The sequence below is a fragment of the Alteromonas salexigens genome, assembly GCF_025628895.1.
Lineage (GTDB): Bacteria > Pseudomonadota > Gammaproteobacteria > Enterobacterales > Alteromonadaceae > Alteromonas > Alteromonas salexigens.
This window is the reverse complement of sequence record NZ_JAOTJC010000006.1, coordinates 1-23,976: the sequence shown is the minus strand read 5'-3', so window position 1 is coordinate 23,976 and position 23,976 is coordinate 1. Positions and strand designations below refer to the sequence as shown.

At 47.7% G+C, this 23,976-nt stretch carries 27 protein-coding genes and 1 pseudogene; 23 read left to right on the top strand and 5 right to left on the bottom strand.

Going from position 1 to position 23,976, the window contains the following annotated elements; translation table 11 throughout:
- Window positions 1–30: 30 nt before the first annotated feature.
- Both dnaK and grpE read right to left on the bottom strand, forming a co-directional pair.
- Window positions 31–1,971, bottom strand: a pseudogene (gene dnaK, locus OCL06_RS04180) (molecular chaperone DnaK); the annotation flags it as partial.
- A gap of 78 nt (window positions 1,972–2,049) precedes the next feature.
- Window positions 2,050–2,679 (bottom strand): nucleotide exchange factor GrpE, encoded by a 630-nt coding sequence (gene grpE / locus OCL06_RS04175; RefSeq protein WP_262992497.1) that lies wholly within the window; start codon window positions 2,677–2,679, stop codon window positions 2,050–2,052.
- 176 nt (window positions 2,680–2,855) lie between these two features.
- On the opposite strand from grpE, the gene OCL06_RS04170 reads away from it, so the two are divergent.
- The 5 genes from OCL06_RS04170 (at window position 2,856) to OCL06_RS04150 (ending at window position 8,730) form a co-directional block, all read left to right on the top strand.
- On the top strand, window positions 2,856–6,245 hold the full coding sequence (locus OCL06_RS04170) for a hybrid sensor histidine kinase/response regulator (protein WP_262992496.1): 3,390 nt from the start codon (window positions 2,856–2,858) through the stop codon (window positions 6,243–6,245).
- A gap of 588 nt (window positions 6,246–6,833) precedes the next feature.
- Window positions 6,834–7,103, top strand: a complete 270-nt coding sequence (locus OCL06_RS04165) for a hypothetical protein (RefSeq protein ID WP_262992495.1) — start codon at window positions 6,834–6,836, stop codon at window positions 7,101–7,103.
- A gap of 139 nt (window positions 7,104–7,242) precedes the next feature.
- Entirely contained in the window at window positions 7,243–7,575 is a 333-nt protein-coding gene (locus tag OCL06_RS04160; RefSeq protein WP_262992494.1) for a hypothetical protein, read from the top strand.
- A gap of 211 nt (window positions 7,576–7,786) precedes the next feature.
- The gene (locus OCL06_RS04155; protein WP_262992492.1) at window positions 7,787–8,107 is read left to right on the top strand and encodes a hypothetical protein; all 321 of its coding nucleotides are present in this window, start codon (window positions 7,787–7,789) and stop codon (window positions 8,105–8,107) included.
- Between the two features lie 122 nt (window positions 8,108–8,229).
- Entirely contained in the window at window positions 8,230–8,730 is a 501-nt protein-coding gene (locus OCL06_RS04150) for a YcxB family protein (RefSeq protein ID WP_218398315.1), read from the top strand.
- Between the two features lie 94 nt (window positions 8,731–8,824).
- Here OCL06_RS04150 and OCL06_RS04145 read toward each other — a convergent pair whose 3' ends face one another.
- The gene (locus OCL06_RS04145; protein WP_163088624.1) at window positions 8,825–9,127 is read right to left on the bottom strand and encodes a type II toxin-antitoxin system RelE/ParE family toxin; all 303 of its coding nucleotides are present in this window, start codon (window positions 9,125–9,127) and stop codon (window positions 8,825–8,827) included.
- Window positions 9,124–9,366, bottom strand: coding sequence for a type II toxin-antitoxin system ParD family antitoxin (locus tag OCL06_RS04140; RefSeq protein ID WP_032095989.1), 243 nt, complete (start codon window positions 9,364–9,366; stop codon window positions 9,124–9,126). The genes OCL06_RS04145 and OCL06_RS04140 overlap by 4 nt, the downstream gene beginning before the upstream one ends.
- 191 nt (window positions 9,367–9,557) lie before the next feature.
- Here OCL06_RS04140 and OCL06_RS04135 point away from each other — a divergent pair, with 191 nt between their 5' ends.
- The 17 genes from OCL06_RS04135 to OCL06_RS04055 all read left to right on the top strand — a co-directional run bounded on the left by OCL06_RS04135 (window position 9,558) and on the right by OCL06_RS04055 (window position 22,441).
- The gene (locus OCL06_RS04135; RefSeq protein ID WP_262992490.1) at window positions 9,558–10,094 is read left to right on the top strand and encodes an AAA family ATPase; all 537 of its coding nucleotides are present in this window, start codon (window positions 9,558–9,560) and stop codon (window positions 10,092–10,094) included.
- Between the two features lie 535 nt (window positions 10,095–10,629).
- Window positions 10,630–12,039, top strand: coding sequence for a serine hydrolase domain-containing protein (locus tag OCL06_RS04130; RefSeq protein ID WP_262992489.1), 1,410 nt, complete (start codon window positions 10,630–10,632; stop codon window positions 12,037–12,039).
- Window positions 12,040–13,003: 964 nt separating this feature from the next.
- The gene (locus tag OCL06_RS04125) at window positions 13,004–13,807 is read left to right on the top strand and encodes a DUF4437 domain-containing protein (protein ID WP_373318440.1); all 804 of its coding nucleotides are present in this window, start codon (window positions 13,004–13,006) and stop codon (window positions 13,805–13,807) included.
- A gap of 173 nt (window positions 13,808–13,980) precedes the next feature.
- Window positions 13,981–14,235, top strand: coding sequence for a type II toxin-antitoxin system Phd/YefM family antitoxin (locus OCL06_RS04120; RefSeq protein ID WP_262992488.1), 255 nt, complete (start codon window positions 13,981–13,983; stop codon window positions 14,233–14,235).
- Entirely contained in the window at window positions 14,228–14,491 is a 264-nt protein-coding gene (locus tag OCL06_RS04115; RefSeq protein WP_262992487.1) for a Txe/YoeB family addiction module toxin, read from the top strand. Before OCL06_RS04120 ends, OCL06_RS04115 begins: the two co-directional genes overlap by 8 nt.
- A 303-nt stretch (window positions 14,492–14,794) precedes the next feature.
- Window positions 14,795–15,223, top strand: coding sequence for a styrene oxide isomerase (locus OCL06_RS04110; RefSeq protein WP_262992486.1), 429 nt, complete (start codon window positions 14,795–14,797; stop codon window positions 15,221–15,223).
- Between the two features lie 130 nt (window positions 15,224–15,353).
- Window positions 15,354–15,728 (top strand): nuclear transport factor 2 family protein, encoded by a 375-nt coding sequence (locus OCL06_RS04105; RefSeq protein ID WP_262992485.1) that lies wholly within the window; start codon window positions 15,354–15,356, stop codon window positions 15,726–15,728.
- Window positions 15,729–15,812: 84 nt separating this feature from the next.
- The gene (locus tag OCL06_RS04100) at window positions 15,813–16,436 is read left to right on the top strand and encodes an alpha/beta fold hydrolase (protein ID WP_308445993.1); all 624 of its coding nucleotides are present in this window, start codon (window positions 15,813–15,815) and stop codon (window positions 16,434–16,436) included.
- Between the two features lie 364 nt (window positions 16,437–16,800).
- On the top strand, window positions 16,801–17,190 hold the full coding sequence (locus OCL06_RS04095; protein ID WP_262992484.1) for a hypothetical protein: 390 nt from the start codon (window positions 16,801–16,803) through the stop codon (window positions 17,188–17,190).
- 137 nt (window positions 17,191–17,327) lie between these two features.
- Window positions 17,328–17,690, top strand: a complete 363-nt coding sequence (locus tag OCL06_RS04090; RefSeq protein WP_262992483.1) for a VOC family protein — start codon at window positions 17,328–17,330, stop codon at window positions 17,688–17,690.
- Between the two features lie 186 nt (window positions 17,691–17,876).
- Window positions 17,877–18,545, top strand: a complete 669-nt coding sequence (locus OCL06_RS04085; protein WP_262992482.1) for an RDD family protein — start codon at window positions 17,877–17,879, stop codon at window positions 18,543–18,545.
- A gap of 134 nt (window positions 18,546–18,679) precedes the next feature.
- Window positions 18,680–19,270, top strand: a complete 591-nt coding sequence (locus OCL06_RS04080) for a flavodoxin family protein (RefSeq protein WP_262992481.1) — start codon at window positions 18,680–18,682, stop codon at window positions 19,268–19,270.
- A gap of 77 nt (window positions 19,271–19,347) precedes the next feature.
- Window positions 19,348–19,602, top strand: a complete 255-nt coding sequence (locus tag OCL06_RS04075; protein ID WP_262992479.1) for a hypothetical protein — start codon at window positions 19,348–19,350, stop codon at window positions 19,600–19,602.
- Window positions 19,603–19,734: 132 nt separating this feature from the next.
- Window positions 19,735–20,019 (top strand): hypothetical protein, encoded by a 285-nt coding sequence (locus OCL06_RS04070; protein ID WP_262992478.1) that lies wholly within the window; start codon window positions 19,735–19,737, stop codon window positions 20,017–20,019.
- A gap of 205 nt (window positions 20,020–20,224) precedes the next feature.
- The gene (locus tag OCL06_RS04065) at window positions 20,225–20,491 is read left to right on the top strand and encodes a DksA/TraR family C4-type zinc finger protein (protein WP_262992477.1); all 267 of its coding nucleotides are present in this window, start codon (window positions 20,225–20,227) and stop codon (window positions 20,489–20,491) included.
- Window positions 20,492–20,716: 225 nt separating this feature from the next.
- On the top strand, window positions 20,717–21,175 hold the full coding sequence (locus tag OCL06_RS04060) for an SRPBCC family protein (protein WP_262992476.1): 459 nt from the start codon (window positions 20,717–20,719) through the stop codon (window positions 21,173–21,175).
- Window positions 21,176–21,805: 630 nt separating this feature from the next.
- Window positions 21,806–22,441: a LysE family translocator gene (locus tag OCL06_RS04055; RefSeq protein WP_262992475.1), complete on the top strand. Its 636-nt coding sequence runs from the start codon at window positions 21,806–21,808 to the stop codon at window positions 22,439–22,441.
- 127 nt (window positions 22,442–22,568) lie between these two features.
- Here the strand turns inward: OCL06_RS04055 and gloA are convergent, their stop codons facing one another.
- A complete protein-coding gene (gloA, locus tag OCL06_RS04050) occupies window positions 22,569–23,117 on the bottom strand; it encodes a lactoylglutathione lyase (RefSeq protein ID WP_262992474.1) in 549 nt (182 codons plus the stop codon).
- A 228-nt stretch (window positions 23,118–23,345) separates the two neighbouring features.
- On the opposite strand from gloA, the gene OCL06_RS04045 reads away from it, so the two are divergent.
- The coding region (locus OCL06_RS04045; protein WP_262992473.1) for a DUF1294 domain-containing protein at window positions 23,346–23,976 on the top strand (631 nt) is incomplete at its 3' end.

The window sequence follows — 23,976 nt, the reverse complement described above, 5'->3', positions numbered from 1 at the left end:
CTTGCAGTCCCACCGGGCAAGTGCAACAGCTTACTTCTTGTCGTCGTCTTTCACTTCTTCAAATTCAGCGTCGACAACGTCATCGTCAGCTTTGCCGCCTTCCTGAGACTGCGCTTCACCTTCACCGCCCTGGGCAGCATTGGCTTGTGCCGCTTCCATCAGCTTGCTGGATGCCTGAATAAGCTCCTGAGTTTTGGCTTCGATTTCTTCTTTATCTTCACCTTTTGTGGCTGTTTCCAGCGCACTCAGAGCTTCTTCAATTGGTGCTTTGTCTTCTGCAGACAATGCATCGCCTACTTCATCCAGTTGCTTACGGGTAGCGTGGATCATGCCGTCAGCCTGGTTACGCGCCTGGATAAGATCTTCAAATTTCTTATCCGCTTCTTTATTTGCTTCGGCGTCAGCGACCATCTTGTCGACTTCTTCCTCGCTCAGACCAGAAGAAGCTTTAATAGTGATCTTCTGTTCTTTACCTGTGTCTTTGTCTTTTGCAGAGACGTGCAGGATACCGTCGGCGTCGATGTCAAACGAGACTTCAATTTGCGGTACACCACGGGCTGCCGGGCGAATACCTTCCAGGTTAAACTGACCCAGCGACTTGTTGCCCTGTGCCTGTTTACGCTCACCTTGCAGTACATGCACGGTAACCGCTGACTGGTTGTCTTCCGCAGTTGAGAAGGTTTGCGACTTCTTCGAAGGAATAGTCGTGTTCTTCTCAATCAGTACGGTCATCACACCGCCCATGGTTTCGATACCCAGTGACAGTGGCGTCACGTCCAGCAGCAGCACGTCTTTCACGTCGCCGGACAGTACACCACCCTGGATAGCTGCACCTACGGCAACCGCTTCGTCAGGGTTAACATCTTTACGTGGCTCTTTGCCGAAGAACTCAGTAACGTACTTCTGTACCAATGGCATACGCGTCTGACCACCTACCAGAATAATGTCATGAACATCATTCACAGACAGGTCAGCGTCGCCCAGTGCTTTCTTCACAGGTTCCAGTGAGTTTTTCACCATGTCTTCAACCAGTGATTCCAGCTTCGCACGTGTCAGTTTGATAGCCAGGTGCTTCGGACCTGAACCATCTGCTGTGATGTACGGCAGGTTCACTTCAGTTTGCTGTGAAGAAGACAGTTCAATTTTCGCTTTCTCGCCGGCTTCTTTCAAACGCTGCATGGCCAGGGGATCTTTACGCAGATCAATGCCCTGATCTTTCTTAAACTCGTCTACCAGGTACGTGATAATACGGTTATCGAAGTCTTCACCACCTAAGTGGGTATCACCATTTGTGGCCAGTACTTCGAACGTGTGCTCGCCATCTACTTCATCAATTTCGATGATTGAGATATCGAACGTACCACCACCTAAGTCATAGACTGCGATAACGTTATCGCCTTTCTTCTTGTCCATGCCATAGGCCAGGGCGGCCGCAGTTGGCTCGTTAATAATGCGTTTAACTTCCAGACCGGCGATACGGCCCGCGTCTTTGGTTGCCTGACGCTGAGAGTCGTTAAAGTAGGCCGGTACGGTGATAACCGCGCCAGTAACTTCTTCGCCCAGATAGTCTTCGGCAGTTTTCTTCATTTTCTTCAGCACTTCGGCAGAAACCTGCGGAGGCGCCATTTTGTCGCCTTTCGCTTCTACCCATGCATCGCCATTGTCAGCCTTAACGATTTTGTAAGGCATAATGTCGATGTCGCGCTGAACTTCTTTGTCTTCAAAACGGCGGCCAATCAAACGCTTAATAGCGAACAATGTGTTCTCAGGGTTGGTAACTGCCTGACGTTTTGCAGACTGACCAACCAGGGTTTCGCCGTCGTTGGTGTAAGCAATAATAGAAGGCGTGGTGCGGTCGCCTTCCGCGTTTTCAATTACTCGCGGTTTGTCGCCGTCTAACACTGCGACACATGAATTCGTTGTACCTAAATCGATACCAATGATTCTACCCATTACGTGTCTCCGAAAAGTCTGTTTAAATTCTTGCTATTTTTGTGGGGTTATTTCCCACGTATTTCAATACCTGACAGAAAAAAAGTTCTGCCAGCGTTATGCTTTGGTGTCGACGCCGTCACTTGGTGCGCGCGATACCATTACCATCGCCGGGCGTAACAAACGGCCGTTCAGCGTGTAACCTTTTTGCATTACCGCCATTACCGTATTCGGTTCGTGCTCGGCACTTTCCTGCATGGACATCGCCTGGTGCAGATCCGGGTTAAAGTTTTCACCTTGCGGATCTACCGGCGCCAGTCCGAATTTTTCAATAGAACTGATGAACGTTTTACGTGTCATTTCGACGCCTTCCAGCAGCGGCTTAACTGCTTCGTTGTCGGCATCGCCCATCTCAATTGCACGTTCCAGGTTATCAATAACCGGCAGCAATTCACCGGCAAAGCGCTCCAGCGCAAACTTGCGGGCTTTTTCAACTTCGCCTTCGGCACGGCGACGGGCATTTTCCATTTCAGCACGGGCACGCAGTACACCGTCCTGTTGCTCTTTAATGGTTGCCTGGGCTTCAGACAACGCCGTTTCCAGCTCATAAATGCGCTGGGCGTTTTCATCTACCGGCGCGTCTTCCTGCGCCTGTACAGTTTCCTGCGCCGCATCTGCAGACTGCTGTTCAGCCTGTTGTGCGTTCTGCTCTTCTTGCTGCTCCTGCACGTCGCGCGGTTCGCTCATGCCTACCTCCAGAATGTTGCGATAATTGGGGCAAAATATACGTTGGAGCTATTAATGGGGTTGGTTTAGCTGCCTTCAAGTCTCACCCTGATTTTTTTATGGGTTTTGCTGAAAATATCCTCTTTGCAAAACAGGTGTGCTAGGGTAAGACACTGTTTAACAAACAAAATACGCGCATGTTAAGTATCTGGACGGTTGGCTGCATTGTCGCTCTGTATCTGGGCCTGTTGTTTTTACTCGCTTTCTGGGGCGACAAACACCTGCGCGATAATCAGCAGCACCCGGTACTGTACAGCCTGGGTTTAGGTGTGCACTGCACCTCCTGGGCCTTTTTCGGCACCACCGCCCAGGCCGCGCAATACGGGTGGGCGGTGGTGCCTACCTATGCCGGTATTATACTGACCATGGCGTTTGCGTTTCCGGTGGTGTTGCGGATTGCCCGGCTGTGTCAGCGGCATAATGTCAGTTCGCTGGCCGATCTGATTGGTTTGCGTTATCAGCACTCCCATACGCTGGCAGGCCTTATTACTATTCTCAGTTTTATCGGGGTGATTCCTTATATTGCCCTGCAGCTGGACGCCATTACTGAAAGTATTAACTTACTGACCCCCACCACTCAGGACAGTAGCCGAACAGTGGGATTTTATGTGGCGGCGCTGATGGCGTTGTTTGCCATCTTATTTGGCACCCGCACGCTGAGCCTGACCGACAAGCACCCCGGCTTACTGCTCACCATTGCCGCGGAATCACTTATCAAACTGGCAGGCCTGCTCGTCGTCGGCATTTTTGTTTGTTATGTATTGTTTGACGGCGTGCTGGATGTGGTGGCTAAGGCCGCGGCTGATCCCCGCGCCAGTCAGGTGCTGTATGCCGATGCCGGGCTGTGGGTGTATATCAGTCACGTGATGCTGGGGGTATGTTCGATGTTCGTACTGCCCCGCCAGTTCCATATGAACTTTATAGAATTAAATGGTGAGGGTGAGTTACGCACCGCGCGCTGGCTGTTTCCGCTATATTTGCTGGGCATGACGGTGTTTGTGCTACCTATTGCCTTAGCCGGCAGTTTGCTGTTGCCCGCTTCCATGGAGGCCGATGCCTATGTACTGGCGTTACCGCTACAAGCTGACAATCTGGCGGTATCGGTTACTGCCTTTATCGGCGGGTTGTCTGCCACCACGTCTATGGTCATTGTAGCCACGCTGGCCCTCGGTATTATGATATCCAATAACCTCATTACCCCGCTGTGGCTGAAGCTGGCGCTTAAACAGGATCCGCACAACACCATGCAGGCTCGCAGCCTGCTTACCATTCGCCGGGTGACGGTATTGGTGGTGTTGTCGGTAGCGTTTTGGTATCACCTCAATGTAAGCCAGTCGGCTCCACTGGTAAAAAGCGGCATCATCGCCATTGCCCTGCTTGCGCAGGCATTTCCCATTCTTATGTTCGGAGTGTACTGGCGCCGGGCCACACGGCAGGCTGCCAAATGTGCGCTGCTGGCCGGTTTTGTCTGCTGGGTGATGTGGTTGTTATACCCCAGTGTAATGTCGAGTTATTACTTTAACCCCGCCCCCACTGACGGCGAGCTAGGCCTGGGATTTGCCTACTCCTTACTGGTGAACTGCGTGGTATTTGTGGTGGTTGCCCTGCTTACCTCCCGGCGCGCTCTGCCGGTGATGCCAGAAGACAATTCACAAACTGGTAGACCGGATTTAGCTATACGCATCAGCGACCTGACCGCGCTGACTGAAAAGGTACTGGAGCCGGAAGTTAACCGGGCGCTCATTCAGCAGTTGTCGGTGGATATTAATAAGCAGCGCGGCGGCTATGCCAGCAGCTCACTGCTGCAACGCGCGGAAAAGCTGATTGCCGGTCAGGTAGGCAACCCCAGTGCGCGTATTTTATTAAGCGCCATTGCCGATACTACCCAGGATACCCTGCCTGAACTGGTGGAATGGGTAGAGGAAGCCTCGCTGTCGTTTCAGTTTAATCATGAGGTATTGCAGTCGTCTGTGCAGAACATTGAACAGGGGATCAGCGTGCTGGATGACAAGTTATGCATGCTGGCGTGGAATGAGCGCTACGTTGAGCTTTTTCATTACCCCCGAGGCTTTCTGAAAGCGGGCATGGCGATAGAAGAGCTGCTGTTATACAACGCTCAGCGAGGCTTGCTTGGCGAAGTGCACGACTTTGAACGTGAAATTGCCAAACGCATTGAATATATGAAAGCAGGCAGCCGCTACAAATATGTGCGTAAGCAACCCGATGGCCGGGTAATAGAGCTGAACGGCAGCCCCCTGCCCGGTGGCGGATACGTGACCACATACAGCGATATTACCGAATACATTGCCATTCAGGATGAGCTGAAATCGGCCAAGGCTGAACTGGAGGACCGGGTACGCCGACGCACCGAAGAGCTGCACCAGGCCAAACTGGAGGCCGATCATGCCAACGAGAGTAAAACCAAGTTTTTAGCTGCCGCCGGGCACGACTTAATGCAACCTTTTAATGCCGCCACTTTATTTGCAGCCATGCTGGCTCAAAAGCATTCAGGCACTGAACAGGCGTCGTTAACTGAAGGGCTGGTAAATTCACTTAACAGCGCCGAAAGCCTGCTGTCGATGCTACTGGACATGACCAAGCTGGAGTCTGGGGTATTAACTGCGCAGGTTAGTCAGTTTTGTCTGGATGATGTGTTGAGCTCACTGGTGCGCGAGTTCTCGGTAATTGCCGCTGAACAGGGACTCACATTACGTTACTGCAAAACCCGCCTGATTGTTAAATCAGATAAAAAGCTGTTGCGGCGTATAGCGCAGAATTTATTGTCCAACGCTATTCGCTATACCCAGCACGGCGGTGTACTGATTGGCGCCCGCCGTCAGGGCAGCGGCAAAGTGGTTTTATGTGTATACGATACCGGGCCGGGTATTGCTGAACATCAGCAGCATGAAATATTTAACGAGTTTCATCAGTTAGATAAAGATAACCACAATCAGGGGCTGGGCCTGGGGCTGACGATTGTTGAGCGGATCAGCCACCTGCTGAAACACAATGTAGATTTACACTCACAAATGGGCAAAGGCACCGTTTTTCGAGTCACACTGCCGCGCTGCGCTGTAGCCATGGAACAAAGCCGCAAAGCGGCCCCGGCGGTTGAGCCAAGTGGCCAGCTTCTGGCGGGCAAAACAGTCCTGCTGTTAGAAAACGATGCACAAATTACAGTTGCCATGACCTCACTGTTATCGGACTGGGGGGCGAGTGTAGTGAGTGCCGCCACCTACGCGCAGGCGCTAGCGCGCTGCGATACTACCCCGGATATCGTGTTGGTAGATTACCACCTTGACCACGGAGAAACGGGTATTGAGGCCGCTCAGTGTTTGCGTAAACAGTGGAAAACTCCAGTACCGGGAATTTTAATCACGGCGAACCGGAGCGACGGCATTCGGGACGAGGCGATGGAAGCAGATTTGTTGTATCTGCCCAAACCTGTCAAACCCGCTGCGCTGAAACGGCTGATTAAGCGTGATGTACATTTTGGCAATTTGGGCGCTGAATCGCCTGAAATTTAATGTGGCCGTGGCTGGTTTTGCTTGCTTCAATGCGCAAAATACACCATTTAAACTATACCGGCGTTTTGGTGTTTTTAATTCATGAGCAGAAAGCCCCACAATGGGTTTTCACTTTCGTATCGGGGAGTTATCGCGTAATCTCTAGTTATTACAAAAATTAAAAACCCCGTTTCGGTTTGGGGAATCAGACCGGTTGGGGATCTAGTAAATTGTTAGCCGTCATTGCCCTACCCTTTAAAGTTTTCGCTTGGTAAGCAACAGGCAATATCAAGGTTGTTTCGTTAGGCAGTATCAACACCGCACAGACTATGCCGCTTAGCCGCTTATATCTGCTAGCTCTTTTATCCGGCAACCTTTCATTCATCTGGCTTTTCGCAGAAGGCTGCTTTACAGTCAGTTTTTAAATTTAAAAAGGCCAGGCTAATCAGCTAGTGGTGGCAGCAAGCTGCGCATGTTCAGCGGTTCGGCTAACAAAGCGCTCAAGTCACTCGCTACGCTCGCTGGGACGCAGACGTGTGGGCTGCTTCGTATTTTAGCCCACACGCTTGCGCCCCTTAGCTTGGTGTTATAAGCCTCTAGGATTCGAGCATGTTTGAGTTGTTTTTTGTAGGTCTGCTTATTTTACATCTGCTACTAGCAGTAAGCATGTCAGTAAAACTGTTTAAGCAATCAAAGATAAAAGGCGACGCTCGGGTAATATTGTTTTTAGCATTGTGGTTAATTCCATTAATTGGGGCTGCGCTAGTATCAGATTTTCTCAAGGTAAAAATGGTTAATAAGAGAAATGGAGGGGTCGTGGTGAATAGCCCCGGCGGTAATGGATCAGGTAGCTGCAGTCCGGATAGCGGTTGTGATTAACATGGCTTATAACAAACAAATAATGGCGTGTGCGCATGCGCACACTGGGACAAAAACACAATGCTGCTTCGCGATCATAGCATTGTGTTTTTGCCCCATATTTGGAAGTTAGGTGCTTTTTAGGGAAGAAAACTTTGTAATGATTTCTCAAGCTCTTTTGGTTCTATGCTCAACCTTTGTCGCTGCATTAGCAGCAGAGCTTCACTGTAAGCTTCAAAAAACGCAAATAACTAAAAGTAAAACGGTTATAAACCTTTTAACTCATTACCTCATTACTATCTTTTATCTTGTTTTCACCTTAATAGGTGTAGCAATATTTTGGCGTGCGTATTCATCACTAAATCTGCCACAATTACAAAAATTGGTTTTCCTTCTGTTTTCGGCGGTCATCTTTATTTCACCCATTCTATTTATCACCAGTTGGCGCTACCCTGGAATAGTAGAACAAATGGAAAAATGGCGTAAAAGCTAGGGTTTAATATGCACGCACCTAACAATCGCATAAACTCGCTCGCAAGCTCGCTGGGACAAAAATACGTAGGCTCCCTTCGCTTCGCTCGGTATTTTAGCCTACGTATTTTTGCCCGTTATGCGGGCCGTTATATTTTCGGAGTAAGTTAAAATTGAGATGGATCTTATTAAGTTTATTATTTTGCGGCGCTTCGAACGCGACTACTTGCATTATGACTGAGGAACAAGAGTTTCTTTGGAATGAAAAATATCGATCGCTTTTTAAAGTTAATACCGATTATTTTGATGGAAGTTATTCAGTAGAAATTGTGATACCAAACAAAATTGACGATCGAGAATATCAAAATTCGGTACTTTTTATCGATAGTCTTGAGGAGCCTTCTCTGTTTATGCCAGCGGACGCTTTCGAGCATGATGAAGGAAAGGTGGTTTGGTATACAGTTGGAAATGAACTGGTTAGAAAACACTTTTTTGTTTTTTCATACGGTGAAGGCTGTGGTATTTCGGTAACAGTGCCGGTTATTTTTAACTAAAAATATAACAAACACATTAAGGCGCTTCGCTGGGACAGTAACACGTGGGCTCGGTCGCTTCGCTCCTATTTTAGCCCACGTATTACTGCCCCTTATGTGGGTGTTAGGCATTCAGGAGTAACATGGAAATTACAACTAACATTGTCAGATCGGATCTGCTGAAATTAAATCTATCTGTAGCACTAAGAAGTAAAGGAACTTATTACTTTATTTTGGGGATCTCTCTACTCGTACTATGCTTTTCATTTTATAAAAGTGGACTTCCAGACTCACCAGTTCTCTGGGCTACTGCTTTCTTCATAGCTTTATTCTCTGGATTTTTAGGTGCAGCGCTATCATTCGCAATAAACGTTTTTTGCCTTCTTATAATGTCTAAGCAATCAAATGGAGTATTAGGCACTCATATTTACCAAATTTCGGAAGCTGGGTTATTTGAAAAAACGGATGCGAATGAAACCCTTACGAAATGGTCTGGAGTTCTCTCCGTAAAAGTGCATGGCCCTATTCTGTATATCCAAATAGCACCAGGATTGTTCCATACAATACCGTCTCGTAGTTTTTCGGATTCAAAGGCATTTATAGATTTTGCAAATGCTGCAAGGAAGTTTTGGGAGCATGCCTAACAAAAAAATAAAGGCACTCACTTCGTTCGCTGGGACGCATACACGTGGGCTGCTTCGCATTTTAGCCCACGCGCCTGCGCCCCTTATTTAAAAGTTATGCGCCAAAGCGTAAAGGATTTACATCCATACTTTTATGAAGAATTCTAATAATCAGAATTTCCTGGCTACCTGTTTGCTTGTAGAAAATAACGTGACTACCTTGCGGAAACTTTCTGTATCCGTCCCTTATTTCGTCGCAGCTTTTGCCGATATCAGGATTTTCAGACAGCATCCAAAATGAATCGTCGAACTGCTTTAGATACACATTACGCTGCTCTCGGCCCCATTTCCGTTGCGTAAACAACGCGATATCTTTTAAATCGGATTTTGCGAGTACAGTTAACTTAAATGGCTTCACTCTTTTAATTCACCATCTAGTTCTGATACCAGGTGCTCAAGGTCGTATTCAGCCTCGCCGCTTTCTTCACCTGCTACAAGTAATTGACGCAAAGTGTTTAATTTGGTCTCCTGTGTTTCTAGCAAGCGAAGAGCTGAACGAATCACTTCGCTCGCTGAACCATATCGACCAGTTTGAATTTGGCTAGCAATAAAGCCATCAAAATGGTCCCCAAGGGTAATGCTGGTATTTTTAGCCATTTGCTTTCTCCAAGTACCAATATATACCTAATTATGGTATTTGTGCATTATAAGTCAATAGCTCATAACAATCACATTAAACCGCTCGCTGGGTAAGTAACACTAAGGGCGCTGTCGCTTCGCTCCGATAGTAGACCACGCGTTCCTGCCCCTTAGGTGAGTGTTATGTCTAAATTGAAAGCGGAGAATCCGTGAGAAAAATCATTGTCTTTGGAAACTCGGGTTCAGGAAAGTCTACATTAGCAAAAGAACTTAGAGATGAAGGATTAGCCCATCTCGATTTAGATACCCTCGCCTGGCTTCCGACGAATCCGCCCGAACGGCGACCGATAGAGCAGGCGTATAAACAGATTCAGGCTTTCATCAGGAAAAATGATGAGTGGGTTGTGGAGGGCTGTTACGCAGATTTTCTCGAGTTGCTGAAGCCGTTCGCAAACGAAGCGATTTTTATGAATTTGCCAACGGAGCTCTGTCAGAACAATGCGAGGAACAGGCCATGGGAGCCTCATAAATACGAATCCAAAGAAGCTCAGGATAATAACTTGCCAATGCTTCTTGATTGGATTGCAGGCTATATGAAACGAGACGACTCACTTTCATACGGTGCGCATAGTAACCTTTTTCAAGGTTTTAAAGGCAGAAAGACAGAGATAACCAGTAATAAAAAAAGACATAACCAAACGCTCAAAAACGACGCTGAAAAAGCGCACATTTTAGCGAAGGGTTAGACATATACAGGAAACTAGACCATGGAAAGGTATTTTTGGGTTGTCACAGGTGTAATCGTTTTCTGAGCATTATCAGTGGATATGACTACCCGTTAAATTTTGGGAATTTAATCGAGCTTGTTTTCTGGTGTGCAAGTTTACCAGCTATATTTGCCTATCTGTTTGAAAATGCGGGAGCAAACAGCGGAAAGTCGAGGTTTATCTGGGGAACCAACTTCATAATGTCAGCCGCATTTACACTCGCCATTCTATCTATGACTGCATATGCTGTTATTGCTGACGGGCCTCTAAACGAGTCCGCCTTAATATTTGTAGTGATGCCTTTTGGACTTTTTATATCTTTTATAATGGCAACTCCCTTAGGTTTGCTGGCTCATGCAATAAGCAAGGATATTTGAACACATGCCTAACAAACAACTGTTGGCGCTTACTGCGTTCGCTGGCACGCAAACACTCAGGTCTCCCCTCGCCTTGCAGAATACCCTGCGGGTTTGTGCCACTAAGTAGGAAGTAATGACAGAAAGGTGTCAGTTAAATGGCTCTAAAATCAGTTTTAGTTTTTCTTCTGTTTTTCGTTGGCTGTTCGCAGGTTTTGAGTAGCGAGGGTAAGTGTCAAAGTCAGTCCACCAGCCTTGCCACAGTCGCAGATAATATTGCCATGCAATACCATCAAATGGGTTGGTTTTCGGGTAACTTACTGATAACGAAAGATGATGAGCAGGTGTTTTCGTCGTCTTATGGTTATCAGAATATTGAAAACAAAATTAAGAACAGTACTCAAAGCCGGTTTAATCTTGGCTCCATTATGAAAGACTTTACCAAAGTCTTGATCTTGCAGCAGGTTGAGGCAGGTAAGTTAAAATTAAGCGATAAACTGGTCACCTTTGCATTGGGGTTCGAGCAAGCTCATGCTGACGAAATAACCATTGAACAGCTACTAAATCATTGCGCGGGTTTTGCTGACATCTTTGTGGCCGAATATCGTCAAAATCAGCGTGCATTTGATACGTTAGACAAGAAGCTTCAACTGTTAGTAGACTGGCCGCTTTTATTCAAACCTGGCACTGACCACAGATATTCGAATTACGGGTATGTGGTGCTGGGGGTGATTCTTGAAAAAGTAACGGGGAAATCCTTTGAGGATCTACTGACAAGCAATATCTTCAATCCGGCTGGGATGTCCTCAACAACCTTCCAGCCTATTAATTCTCACAAACATCAGTCGATTCGGTATACCTACCAGTACGATAACGTGTTGAGGCGAGCAGGTATCACTGAACATCCCAGTCCTGATGGCGGAATGGAGTCGACCGTGGAGGATGTGCAACGCTTCTACCGGGCACTCTTCTATACAGATAAGCTCTTAACAAACTCAGATCCTCTTAACCGCAAGGTATTTGCAATGGACGGGGCCCATTGGGGCGCATATGGGGGTGGTCTGGGAGTCAGTGCTGCAGTTGAAGTCGATTTAGACAATGGCTATGAAATTGTCGTGCTGGCAAATACTGATAACCTGGTTGCCGAGCTCGTTTCTGGCCGGATACTCTCGTTCCTAAATAACAGTGAGTATGAACCGATTAGGCCATTAGAAAAAAACTATGCCTACGAGTATTACAAAGCCAACGGAAAAAAGCAGTTCGCCAAGCATTTCAAACAGGCTTACAGTGATAGCGGCTATACACAATTTATCGGCCGAATAGTCAATGAATTAGGTATGGAACTACTCAAAACAGAATCATGGGCAGAAGCGTTTGATATGTTTGAATATTTGATTGCGCTGTTTCCTGATGCTCCGCAGGTTTATGACAGCCTGGCGTTTGCCTATCGGTCGAAAGGCGATAGCGATAAAGCGAAAAGTACATTTAGTAAATCGTTAGCAATTGACGCCAGGTTCCACAGCGATTATGTAAGTGATAATTACGGTCATAACGTTACGCTCAAGTAGCAACACGCTATCCCGTGTCTCTTCGCATAACGTTATACACCACGGAATATTTGAATGTTATTAACTCTTTTTGGTTCGGGTATGTTTACACTGGGTGGCATCATGCTCTTTAAACCAATGGCTTGTGCAAATGGCATTTCTGGGTTCACCAGTAAACCTTGGTTTCACAGCTTTGAAATAGCGAGTCGCCTTATTGTTGGGCTATTATTCCTCTGGCAGTCGAAGTATTCTATGGATCCGTGATTACTTTTGGTGCTGGGTAGTGTTCTTTGCTTTATCAGTATTATTTTAGTTGTAATCGGCTCTGGTCAGCATAAACGCTTTGCAATATTAACAGCCCAAATTGGACGCTGGTTTCGTCCAGTCGGCATTTTCGCGCTTTCGGCCGGGGGAGCACTAATGTATCTCGGTACTGTTGGGTAAGGCGCTTAATACCACCTCCCAAGGCGCTTGCAGTGCCAGCGGGAGGCTAACACTTCTTCTGAATCACAAGGATGTAACGATGTTTAAATGGATTACAAAGAAAAGAGTCTTTATGGTTACCGCACTCCCCATATTGGGCGTGATCGTGGCCTTTCTGTTACGCTGGCTATCAGGACCAGCTTATACAACTTCAGTGAATCAATCTGCGCTGTATGTATTTGGTATGGGATCAATACTTTGGTCCATTCTGGCACTATTCATCGGATTTTTTCTATATTCAAAATGTAGCACTATGAACCACATCAGATTCATCTGTGGAGTGTTCTCAGTCTTGTTAGGCGCATCAATGCCTTGGCTAATTGGTGCTCAATAACCAGTATAGAAACATAACAAACAACTATTGTGGGTCACTGTGTTCGCGGGAACATTATCGTATCGGCGCCCTGCGTTTTGCTGGGTCTTGTAGCCTGCGTATTTTGCCCGTAACGCGAAAGTTTGGAAAAACGATAGATGGTTTTGAATCGAATTAAGAGAGCTGAAAATGAATAACGTGAGATTGGCTTTATTGTCGCTGGTAATGAGTATGACTACCTTGCCGTCTAAGCCTGATGATCACACGGTAATAGCGACGGATGATATCGCGTGGGGGCTCCTTAATCCTCTCAGGGGCGAGGCAAGCCCAAAAGCAGCTGACCTGTGGGGAGATCGCACCAAAGATATGGCAACAGGTATGTTGGTGAAATTTAATAAAGGGTTTTCTTCGCCACCGCACATTCACAATATTACCTACCGTGGAATTGTAATCGAAGGACTGATGCATAACGACGACCCTTCGGCCGAAAAAATGTGGCTACCACCAGGCTCTTTTTGGACACAACCAACGGGCGAAAACCATGTCACAGCGGCTGATGGAAAAAAGAACTTAATCTATCTGGAAATCGACAGCGGTCCGTACCTCGTCCTTTCTTCAGACAAAGCGTTTGATAGCGGAGAGCGTCCAATCAATATAGATGAACGCAATCTGGTTTGGCTTAGTGCTAAAGACATTAAGTGGCTTAATAAAGGTGTTTTACAAATAGCTTACCTATGGGGAGAACCTCACTCAGCCAATGGCAGCTTCGTTAAAATACCAGCAGGTTTCGAAGCCACAATCAAAAACGATAATGGCCTGAAAGCTGTATTGGTAAGAGGCAAAGCTACGCATCAGTGGAATGACCTTAAAACGAAAACTGCACTGTCGCCCAGCAGCTTCTTTAGTTCGAAAGCGCAAGGTGAACATAGAATTAATGCTGAAACTGAAATCGTTCTCTACATTAACTCAAGTGGCAGCTACACCGTAAAATAACCAGTTACGCCATATCAAATGTAGGCTAAGGCCCAATAAATCGCTGCTTTGCGCTGGCTTGTGCATCACAGTTGCAAGCGCTAGCTGCGACAGCGAACTCATGCACAACATTCTGTACATGTCCTCAGTCCCGACCTAAGCTTGTCCTATATACTGTACAAGTGTGGTCCAAAATGAAAATTGTCTCTTTTACCGAAGCCCGCAACGGGCTGAAAGCCGTTCTGGACGGTGTTATTAATGATGCTGATACGACGGTAATAACGCGTCGTGACTCTGAGGATGCGGTGGTAATGTCACTGGAATACTACAACAGCCTTATGGAAACTGTGCATTTACTTCGTTCGCCAGCGAACGCTGAACATTTAAACCGTTCAATTGCGCAGTTTAAATCCGGTAAAACGGCGCAACGAGAGCTTATTGATGAGTAATAAGCTTTTATCATGGACTGATGAAGCCTGGAGTAGTTACGTTTATTGGCAGACTCAAGACAATAAAACCTTAAAACGTATGCATAAACTAATTACCGACGTTAAACGTTCGCCGTTTGAGGGTATTGGAAAACCGGAACCCCTAAAAGAAAATCTTTCAGGCTTCTGGTCTCGCAGAATAGATGATACTAATCGCTTGGTATACGCCGTGGATGATAAAGCAATTACAGTTATCTCGTGTCGATACCTTTACTAATAAGTAGCAGGTAATAAATAGGTAAGCAGTGCACTACCTAGAAGTGTTACCGTCACTTCGAACCGGATGTTAGCCGGTTATGCGGCTGTTCACTTTACTATTCAAATTTTCCTTTTTTTTGTCGCAATATCAAAGATTTTTGCTACTTTTACAATTAAATGATTAGGATATTGTGAACCGTGACCTATAGCAAAATGGCCAAGCCAGATCTTTCTGTCTTTGGGACACAAACACATGGGCTCCTTCGCCCTGCTTGGGATTTTAACCCGCATGCTTGCGTTCCTTTTTTAGAAGTTAAACGTCATGACTAATTTGATAGCTAAACGCTTCGTAGGTCTCGGCGCGGTGCTGTTTTTACTCGGTCTGTTCACCGGCTTCGGCATCCCTGAATTCACAAACCCGCGGATGGGCCTCGCCAGTCATTTGGAGGGCGTTATGAATGGCACTTTCCTGATCGCACTCGGCGCCGCATGGGGATACGTGACTCTGTCTCCGAAGCTTGAATCTGCTGCATTTTGGCTTCTCGTCTACGGCAGCTTCGCTAATTGGGCGTTCGTTACCCTTGCTGCAATTTTCGGTTCAAGCGAAATGACGCCCATTGCAGGGACAGGTTACTCTGCATCACCTTTGCAAGAGCAGGTTGTTAGTCTTGGACTAATATCTGTCGGCCTAACGATGCTCGCTGGTATAGCAATTATTGTTTTCGGGTTGTATAAACGGGACGACGTATAACATTCGCACAAACTCATAGACTTTCCGGAACACTTACAGGGGTAGCCGCTTTGCTACACTGTTAGCCTACGTTAATTAGCTCGTCATGGGGCTCAATCGTGAGCAGTACCAAACTCAAACGGAGAAATGTATGTCAGACCCTATCTCAGACTTTTTTGATGCGTGGCAAATCGAAGAAGCTAATGAGCGGCTTAATAAAATTGCCAGTGCGGTAGCAAAAGATATTCAATACGATGACCCTCGAACTTCAGACACTATCAAGGGGGTGGACGCATTAAGTGACTACGTAGGTATGTTTAGCGCGAATGCGCCGGGGTGGTCGGCCAACGTCGTTAAAAGCGACACGAATGGTAGCGTGACCCGGGCCACGGTGGCTTTTAGCGGGGCTGGCCCTGATGGCCAAAATAAAGTTCAATTGGGGCAGTATTTTGTAGAAAAAGACGGCGATTTAATATCCCGCATGGTGGGCTTCGTCGGAACTGGTGACCCGCAAACAGCAGTTTAAAGTAAGCTGAACGCATGCCAGGCTCATGCCCCGCAAAAACTAAAGTCAGGCATAGTAAGGGAGACCGATGGGATTAAGATTATCGTGAGCTGTGATGGCGCTACTGGCTTTTCTGAGGCTGGTCACTCAATGGGCGGCATGCTGGCCAGCCGTTTTTCACTGATGTATGAAAACACGGTGAACAAACTGATCCTGGTAAACCCGATAGGGCTGGAAAATTATCTCTATTATGTCCGTTATAAGGATGTGCAGTTCTTTTATGAAAACGAGTTATCTCAAACGCCCGAAGCGATAGTTAGCTATCAGCGTAAGAACTACTATGACGGTGCATGGAATGACCGGTACACCGCACTGACTCTGCCCCTGCAAGGTTGGGTAAACGGGGACGACTGGCCGACTCTGGCCCGCGTGAGTGCCCTCACCTACGATATGATCTTTACCCAGCCGGTCATTGACGAGTTTGATAAACTTGCCATGCCTGTAACCCTGATACTGGGCACCCGCGATACCACCGGCCCGGGCCGTAACTGGAAAAAAGAGGGTGTTACCTACACGTTAGGCGAGTATGACAAGCTTGGTAAGCGGGTACAGCAACGTAACCCGGCTATAAACGTTGTAGAGCTGGAAGATCTTGACCACCTGCCTTTTATTGAAGACTTTGAGGCATTTATCTCGCCCTTTATGGCGGCGTTACCAGAACGCGAATAACGCAGCTTATCCCGATACAAACAAACGCTGCCGTGATGCCGTGCAACAACCTTTAACGTGGCACAGCACCATGCGGTGGCTAACTCTTTTAGATAAAATACCGCGATAGTGACCTTTCCCCCAAAACTAAAGACCAGTCGAAGCTTCTACGGCCCGACTTCATAGCCCCTCTCCTAGCCGGTTACCGTTCTTTAGTCTGGCTTTTCGTACTGGACTGTTTTACAGTGATTTTTTAACTATTAAACGGTCTGGCCTGCTTAGCAACTGGTGCTAAATTAGGTACCGACTACATATAACAGTACAGTCAAACTGAAACTGCCCCAAGCAACGGACGTGCAGCACCCGGTATCAACAAGGAAGTAAGATGAATGAATCAGAATTAGTAACGGCTATTTTGACGATCCGGGAGCAGGTTGGATTTCTCTGGAATTTCTACGTTACGGCATGCGTATTTCTGATCGGCTGGATTTTTTCGTCAAAAATCATCTGGAACGAGACAAAGCGGAAGGTAGTTATCGGTTTATTCGCTGCATTCGCCCTTACTAATCTATCTGCAATATACAATGAGTACAGTTTACTTTCGGCAGCCACCGAGCAACTGTCTTATTTAATACGCCATGACAACCGGTTTCTAAGCAAACTATCAACAGACGCTGGCTTCGGTCCCTTCTTGGCATCAGCCATTCATATTGGTGCAGACGCTTTTATCATTTATCTCATCAACTTCAGATGCCGTGGCGGCGAGAATGCCTGATCAACCAGCCATCATCGCTTGCGCGACGCTGCTGGCCAGACAGCTCAAGAGTTGCTTTTCATTCAGAAGCGTAATACTGCCCGGCGAGCTAGCGTGTTGGACAGTATTTGCATGATACAAACCACAAGGAAATGTTTATGACCGGCCCCGCGCAAAATGGCGTGCTTGTATACTCCGACGATGTGAGCAATTTAGCTGAGTTTTATGTGCAGCTTTTTAATATGCAGGTGAGCAGAGAAACCAAGGACTTTACCAGCCTGGAAAAAGACGGCTTTAACCTAATCATTCATGCGCCGCCCTTTGCTATACCCGAAAGCGGGCTGAGCCCGGTTAAGGTTTTTCTTACCGTCACAGACATGACTGATACCCGGAAGAAAGCCACCACACTCGGTGGACAGGCATTCGACGGCGAATGGGCCAACCCATTGTTTAAAGTGTCAAATATCGCCGATCGCGATGGTAATCACATTCAGTTGCGACAGTTTAACCGTTCAGCGTAAGTGTGCGATTATAATTACGACGTGATTTACAATAATTTGGGCGTTATCTGTGTGTTCACAGACAAACGCTTATCGCTGGTTGATTAAGGTCCTGGTGCACATCTCCAGTCTGGAGGACTGGTTAATCTCACCACCAGGGTGAATTTATCGAATTTGTTTGCCCTTAAATATAAGAATAAAAATACAATGGAAAATGCACCAGAATTTCAGAATTACACATATGATGAATTACTCGATGTCAGGCAAAATATAGACAGAGAGCAGTTCCCAGAACGGTATAGCGAAGTTAACCGATTAATAGCTAATAAACAGACTCAACGTAATGTGGAAACCGGAGAAGAACTGACTGAAAGTGACAAGTATCACACTTTCTGGCCACGTTGTTGGGCGGCCTTGGTAGACGGTATTATCTTTGCCATAGTCATTTATATTGAGTGTCTGCTATTTGGGATCGACTATGCCCCCAATGACAGTTTTTTGCAGGCGTTAAATGCCGTTCAGCTATCAATTTATCTTATCTTTATGCATGGTATATTCGGGCAGTCATTTGGCAAAATGTTGCTAGGGGTAAAAGTGGTAAACGTGGCCGATGAGAAACGTATCGGTATCTGCCAGGCTGGCAAAAGAGAATCAGTAACCCTCATACTCAATGCAGTCTGGGCGGTACTGATAGTTCTTGTCGCTATCGATCTGGAACTGTACAACGACATCTCACCGTTTCTCCTTGGTACCTTCACCTTCGTTGGTACTCTGAGTGTAGTGTGGGCATTGTCAGAGTTTATTACTATGTTGTTCAATAAAAAGCGCCGGGCTTTGCATGACTTTATTGGCGGCACCGTGGTGGTTCGCACCTGACTCTTATAATTGTTCATCCGTATCGTCTATACGGGTTTTAAGAGACCAACTGATTTGGTGGACATGCGAACCACAATAGTTCTGAACATGGACATCGGGCACAATAACGCAACTCATCTGAATAAAGGAGCGACGTGCTTTTGGTCAAAATAGGATTGGTATATTTTAGCAATACCGATGTCACCGGCAAACTGATGACAGCCATGGCCACTGAACTGGGCCGCTTTCCTTGCGAGGTCGTCGAGCACCGTGTTGAGGCGCAGGAAATTGTGGAGGGGCGTTTTGTACCTGGCGAGCTTTTTTCCAGGCTGCACACATGCCAGGCCATAATATTCGGCTCCCCCACCTACATGGGCGGGGTCGCTGCTCAGTTTAAAGCGTTTGCGGATGCCACCAGCGACTTTTGGGCCGAACAGCGCTGGGCCGGCATGCTCGCAGCCGGCGTCACATCCGGCACCGGGCTTAACGGCGATCAGGCGTCAACTCTGACTTATCTGCAACTATTGGCAAGCCAACATGGCATGCTATGGATTGGACTGGATACGCCTTATAACCATACGCCTGACGGAATGAATCGCCTGGGGTGCCAACTGGGAGTGACCGCCCAAAGCAATGACGGCAGAGTACATGAGTCGGATATGGCCAGTGCAAAGTACCTGGCCGCCAGAGTGTACCGGCATGCCGCCGCTTATAATTCCCTGTCAATGCCTGACGATGTGGAGTAAATTCACTGCCTGAAGCGCGTTAAAAAATAAGATGCGCTTGCATATCAATCGTCGAAAACAATTAAAAGGAATGTTCAGTGGAAGAAGTAGCAAGCGAAGTAGGTAAAGGACTATTCAGGATCATAGTTTTCGTGCTGTTGGATATTTTATTTTGGGCCGTGTGTTATTGGGTGGGTTACCCGATATGCAAACTACTTACACTGGGCCAATATCCGCAGCGCACGACGTCATTCGCCGCCGACCATCACGCTAAAACCGATTTCTGGTGTGCAGCCGTTGGACTGCTAACTCTTTTGCTAGTGTCCCTGTCGCTAATGGGTGCCTTTGCCTAAACTCTAGCCCGGCATAAAACTGGCTGGCTACCGGAGAGGGCTGTGGCGTGAAATCCACTCCGGCAGTCCCTCTCCTTCAGACAACGCCCTGCCTGTTGTCATTTGTCATGGAAGATATGAATGAAATTCCTTATGAATAAAGCTTTGCTCGTCATGACGCTATCTGCGCTTGTGGCCGGATGTGTCGTGGTACCGCAAAACGATCTCACCAAAGTGAACCGGTGCGGGATATCAAGCGACCGCAAAACCTTAAAAGTGGTAAACGGCTTTAAAGAGACCAATACCTTTTACAGTATCAGCGGACTCGTGCTACTCCCTGTGACTGGCGTGGTTTCTGGTACTTACGTGGCGGTTAATAACATTTTCCACGTCGGTGAAGAACGGGTAGTGTGTGGCCCTGCGCCTGAAGCAACCTGAAGCCTGTGACTTCCCACCCCAAACCCTAATTTTTCTGTCTGCCACTCCTCGGCTTCGCTATAAGCGAACGTATTTGCCGGTGCGGACGTAACAACTGGCAAGGGCAAGCAATAGTGAGCGCACATTCGCGTTTGCATACGCGGTAGGGTTACGCACTGCACGCTTGCTCAAACACCATGCTAAGTATACGCATTAAGGAGGAATTATGGCCGGTGGATGGGCGAAAGACGGCGCTGTTCAGGAGCAAATCGACGCCAGCGTAGAAGATGCTGTCGCCAGTGCCAAAAGCAATATGCCCCGGGGCGAAAGCGCAGAACGCTGCGAGTTGTGTGATGCACCGATCCCGGAAGCACGCAGAGCCGCTATTCCGGGCGTTCAGCTTTGTGTCAGCTGTCAGGCAGAGGAAGAGTCAAAAAATCCCACCGGGGGCGGCATGAATCGACGGGCCAGCAAAGACAGTCTGTTGCGGTAACGCTCTGCTCGCTTACCGGGCACTGTCTGCTACATGTATTTCATGGCGGCTTACTGACTCACTCTGAACCAAGCTGCGTTCTCGCGTCTTCTGCGTCTTTGGCAAAAAACCGGAACTGACTTATGCTTAGAACAGCTGCCAGCTAATTACAGCAGTTGTATTACGAGCGCCCCTTGCTTCTAAGCATAATAAATTGCCAGAGCGCACTTAGCGAAGGACATCACCATGCAAGTCAGTAGAAGTATCGACATTCAGGCCCCCCAGGAAGTGGTATGGAGCATTATTACCGATATTGAAAATGCGCAGCACCGAATCTCAGGGATAAAAGAAGTAGAAATTCTGAAGCCCGCCACGGGTCCCTCGATTACCGGCCTGAAATGGCGCGAAACCAGAGAAATGATGGGTAAGGACGCTACCGAGGAAATGTGGATCACCCAGGCCAGTGCGCCCGACTTTTATGAAGCAGAAGCTGCGAGCCATGGGGCTGTGTATACCTCCCGGCTGGAACTTAGCCACGCGGGAGGAACCACCGCGCTGACCATGCACTTTGATGGCAAACCGGAAACGTTCATGGCGAAAATAATCTGGGCGCTTACTGGCTGGATGGCTAAAAGTGCCCTGAAGAAAACCATCGATCAGGATCTTAAAGATATTAAAGCAGTGGCGGAAGCCAGTAAGTTATGACAACGGTAGCTAAGGATGTGGAATGTACTGCTTAACTTGCCAGTACTGACCGTTGACTGCCTGGGCTACTACGTAGCAGCCCGGTACAGTTACCGTTGTGTAGCAACCACGGGGTGGTTACGCGTGAAAGGCAGAATTTTCAGCACAGGAAGGCAGTGAGCACCGACATAAGTGACCCGGCTTTCGGCAACAAACCAGACTAGGCTGCCAGGCACTAACACAATCAGGAGTAGAGGTTATGGACTTAATAATTCAGATTTTACTGGCCGCAGGACTGCTAATATTTGTTCTGTTTGTCGGTGCAGTACTTGCCGCTAAGAAAAACAAGGATAAAGACGAATAAAGTTACCCCCATGGCACGCTCCTCTTCTTACCCGGCTCGCTTACCCCACTATTTACCCGCCCGACGTGCTCCTTTCATTACTGCATGATGGTACTGCAAACCAGCTTGTTTCGACCGATTAATCTACGCTGTTAGCATAGCCGGTGATGCGTGAATGCATTACACTGTCAGCCGCTTACCTGCTATGCAAAGTCCGTAACAAGGCGCAGGCCAGGGTAAGATCAGAATGCAGCGAGCGGGCCCTTACCTGGAAGCCTGCACCCGGAATTAGCCCGTGCTGGAGGCGTATGGAAGCCGTAACACTAAGTCAATATGCGTCACAATTTATGAGCGTGACAGTTATTGCCATTTTTATGGCGATAAGCCCGGGCGCAGACTTCGCGATGATCACCCGCAACAGCCTGCTGTACCGGCGGCGTGCGGGCTTGTGCTCAGCACTGGGTGTGAGCGTCGCCATTTGGGTGCATGTGGGCTATTCTATCGCGGGGCTGGCCGTAATTATTGCCAATTCGCCGATGGCGTACACGGTAATAAAATATTGTGGGGCTGCTTACCTTATTTACATGGGTGTCACTACCATCATGTCACGACACACCATCCAGGCAGCGACTTCACAGGGCACTATGAATGCGTTGTCAGCCTTCAAAACGGGGTTTCTGACCAATGCGCTGAACCCTAAAACCACGGTGTTTTTTCTGAGCATATTCACGCAAGTCGTTGACCGGGCCACACCGGTAGGCATTCAGCTAGTATATGGGGCAATTATCTCCATGGCACACTTAGTGTGGTTCAGCGGCGTGGCGTTGTTTCTTACTCACCCTAAATTGCTGCGTGCGTTTAATAACGCCAGACATATAATTGAAGGCGTGGTCGGGGTGGTACTGATCGGCTTCGGAGTGAAAATTGCCCTGCTGGGCAGTTAAAGGCATGGTGCCGGACTGCAGGTACCCAGTGTAGTTTCTTCGCCGGTGTGGCTGCGCGTTTTTGTCTCTCATCCACACGTGGCAGCGGGCAGCGCCACACACTCTGCCCTGCCCGTGCTCAATCTTTTTAGCTTGTAATATGTGGGGCGCACACGCTGGCCACCTGCGAAGCTTCAAATATCTCAATCCAGTAGCCATCAGGATCTTTAATAAAGGCGATGCCTTTCATGGCTCCATCGTCCGGGCGCTTCTGAAACGGGACACCTAACGACTCAAACCGGTCACAGGCATGGCCGAGATCAGGCACATGAAAGCCAATATGGCCAAAACCTTTAGGGTCAGAATTACCGTTATGATAATCGGCTGATTCGGCGGTATCGTCCCAGTTGTGGGTAAGCTCCAGCATAGCTGGCCGACCAAAGGTCTGTCTGGTCCGTTCCTTATCATCTTCACTGACATCGGTGAAATCTTCACCGGCGGTCAAAAAATACAAACTGAATTTCATCTCTGGGAAATCCAGGCGCTTTAACAACGTCATGCCCATTACGCGGGTGTAGAAATCTAATGAGCGTTTTGGGTCGGCAATGCGCAACATGGTCTGATTAAACACAAAGCCATCGGTGGCTGGATCTTTTTCTTCGCACAAACCTTCCGCTTCATCAAAATGACGACTCATAAATTGTGCTCCTCTGTTGTTTTCTTACGTCTTAAAAGCATGGGGATTATGCCCCTGCAACACAATGGTAAACATAAGATAAGCGGTTGCCAAACCACCGTCTGCTCGAACAGCAGCGCCAGTTCGCGTCTCTATCAGCGCACAAAACAATGCAAAGTCGTGGCAGTGCGGCGTTACGCCCGTGTGGACAATTTACTGCATAGTGTATAACTGTCTCACACTGATATATTGGCAGCCCATGGTATTGAGAAGATACTATTCAGAAAGAGCGTGCGGGGATCAGCGATGAAGTATCAGGGAAAGTTACACACGTGGAATGATGAAAAAGGATATGGTTTTGTAGCACCGAATGGCGGTGGCAAGACAGCCTTTGTGCATATAAAAGCATTTAAGCGGCCACCTCGCCGGCCGGTGGAAGGCGATATCATTGTTTATGAGCCGCAGCCACAAGCAACAGGTAAATTAACCGCCACCAACATTCGCTATGCCCGCGAGCCTGGTCGCGTTACACCGCAACAGGCCAGGTCTGTTACTCTCCCAGCTGTATTGACTGTTAATGTTGCGTCGGTGCTGCTGTTAAGTGTATCGCTGCACAAAGTGCCAGACCCCCTACTTTACGTCTATCTGGCGGCCAGCTTACTGGCATTTATGATGTATGGTTATGATAAGTCTGCGGCCAAAGCTGGACGCCGCAGGACACCGGAAAACCACCTTCACCTGTTGAGTCTGCTGGGTGGTTGGCCCGGTGGGTTACTGGCACAGAAAGTGTTCAGACACAAATCTGACCTCTCCCCCAAAAATAACACCATGACATTGATGAGATTTCCAATAAACTGGAGACAATGGAGATCTCAAAATG

Coding starts and splice junctions, on each gene's coding strand:
- gloA (WP_262992474.1), bottom strand. CDS start 23,117: ATGAGTCGTCATTTTGATGAAGCGGAAGGTTTGTGCGAAGAAAAAGAT.
- OCL06_RS04150 (WP_218398315.1), top strand. CDS start 8,230: ATGGAAATTACAACTAACATTGTCAGATCGGATCTGCTGAAATTAAAT.
- OCL06_RS04085 (WP_262992482.1), top strand. CDS start 17,877: ATGGAAAATGCACCAGAATTTCAGAATTACACATATGATGAATTACTC.
- OCL06_RS04140 (WP_032095989.1), bottom strand. CDS start 9,366: ATGGCTAAAAATACCAGCATTACCCTTGGGGACCATTTTGATGGCTTT.
- OCL06_RS04170 (WP_262992496.1), top strand. CDS start 2,856: ATGTTAAGTATCTGGACGGTTGGCTGCATTGTCGCTCTGTATCTGGGC.
- OCL06_RS04055 (WP_262992475.1), top strand. CDS start 21,806: ATGGAAGCCGTAACACTAAGTCAATATGCGTCACAATTTATGAGCGTG.
- OCL06_RS04090 (WP_262992483.1), top strand. CDS start 17,328: ATGACCGGCCCCGCGCAAAATGGCGTGCTTGTATACTCCGACGATGTG.
- OCL06_RS04060 (WP_262992476.1), top strand. CDS start 20,717: ATGCAAGTCAGTAGAAGTATCGACATTCAGGCCCCCCAGGAAGTGGTA.
- OCL06_RS04160 (WP_262992494.1), top strand. CDS start 7,243: ATGATTTCTCAAGCTCTTTTGGTTCTATGCTCAACCTTTGTCGCTGCA.
- OCL06_RS04125 (WP_373318440.1), top strand. CDS start 13,004: ATGAATAACGTGAGATTGGCTTTATTGTCGCTGGTAATGAGTATGACT.
- OCL06_RS04065 (WP_262992477.1), top strand. CDS start 20,225: ATGGCCGGTGGATGGGCGAAAGACGGCGCTGTTCAGGAGCAAATCGAC.
- grpE (WP_262992497.1), bottom strand. CDS start 2,679: ATGAGCGAACCGCGCGACGTGCAGGAGCAGCAAGAAGAGCAGAACGCA.
- OCL06_RS04165 (WP_262992495.1), top strand. CDS start 6,834: ATGTTTGAGTTGTTTTTTGTAGGTCTGCTTATTTTACATCTGCTACTA.
- OCL06_RS04115 (WP_262992487.1), top strand. CDS start 14,228: ATGAGTAATAAGCTTTTATCATGGACTGATGAAGCCTGGAGTAGTTAC.
- OCL06_RS04130 (WP_262992489.1), top strand. CDS start 10,630: ATGGCTCTAAAATCAGTTTTAGTTTTTCTTCTGTTTTTCGTTGGCTGT.
- OCL06_RS04155 (WP_262992492.1), top strand. CDS start 7,787: ATGACTGAGGAACAAGAGTTTCTTTGGAATGAAAAATATCGATCGCTT.
- OCL06_RS04070 (WP_262992478.1), top strand. CDS start 19,735: ATGAATAAAGCTTTGCTCGTCATGACGCTATCTGCGCTTGTGGCCGGA.
- OCL06_RS04120 (WP_262992488.1), top strand. CDS start 13,981: ATGAAAATTGTCTCTTTTACCGAAGCCCGCAACGGGCTGAAAGCCGTT.
- OCL06_RS04095 (WP_262992484.1), top strand. CDS start 16,801: ATGAATGAATCAGAATTAGTAACGGCTATTTTGACGATCCGGGAGCAG.
- OCL06_RS04110 (WP_262992486.1), top strand. CDS start 14,795: ATGACTAATTTGATAGCTAAACGCTTCGTAGGTCTCGGCGCGGTGCTG.
- OCL06_RS04105 (WP_262992485.1), top strand. CDS start 15,354: ATGTCAGACCCTATCTCAGACTTTTTTGATGCGTGGCAAATCGAAGAA.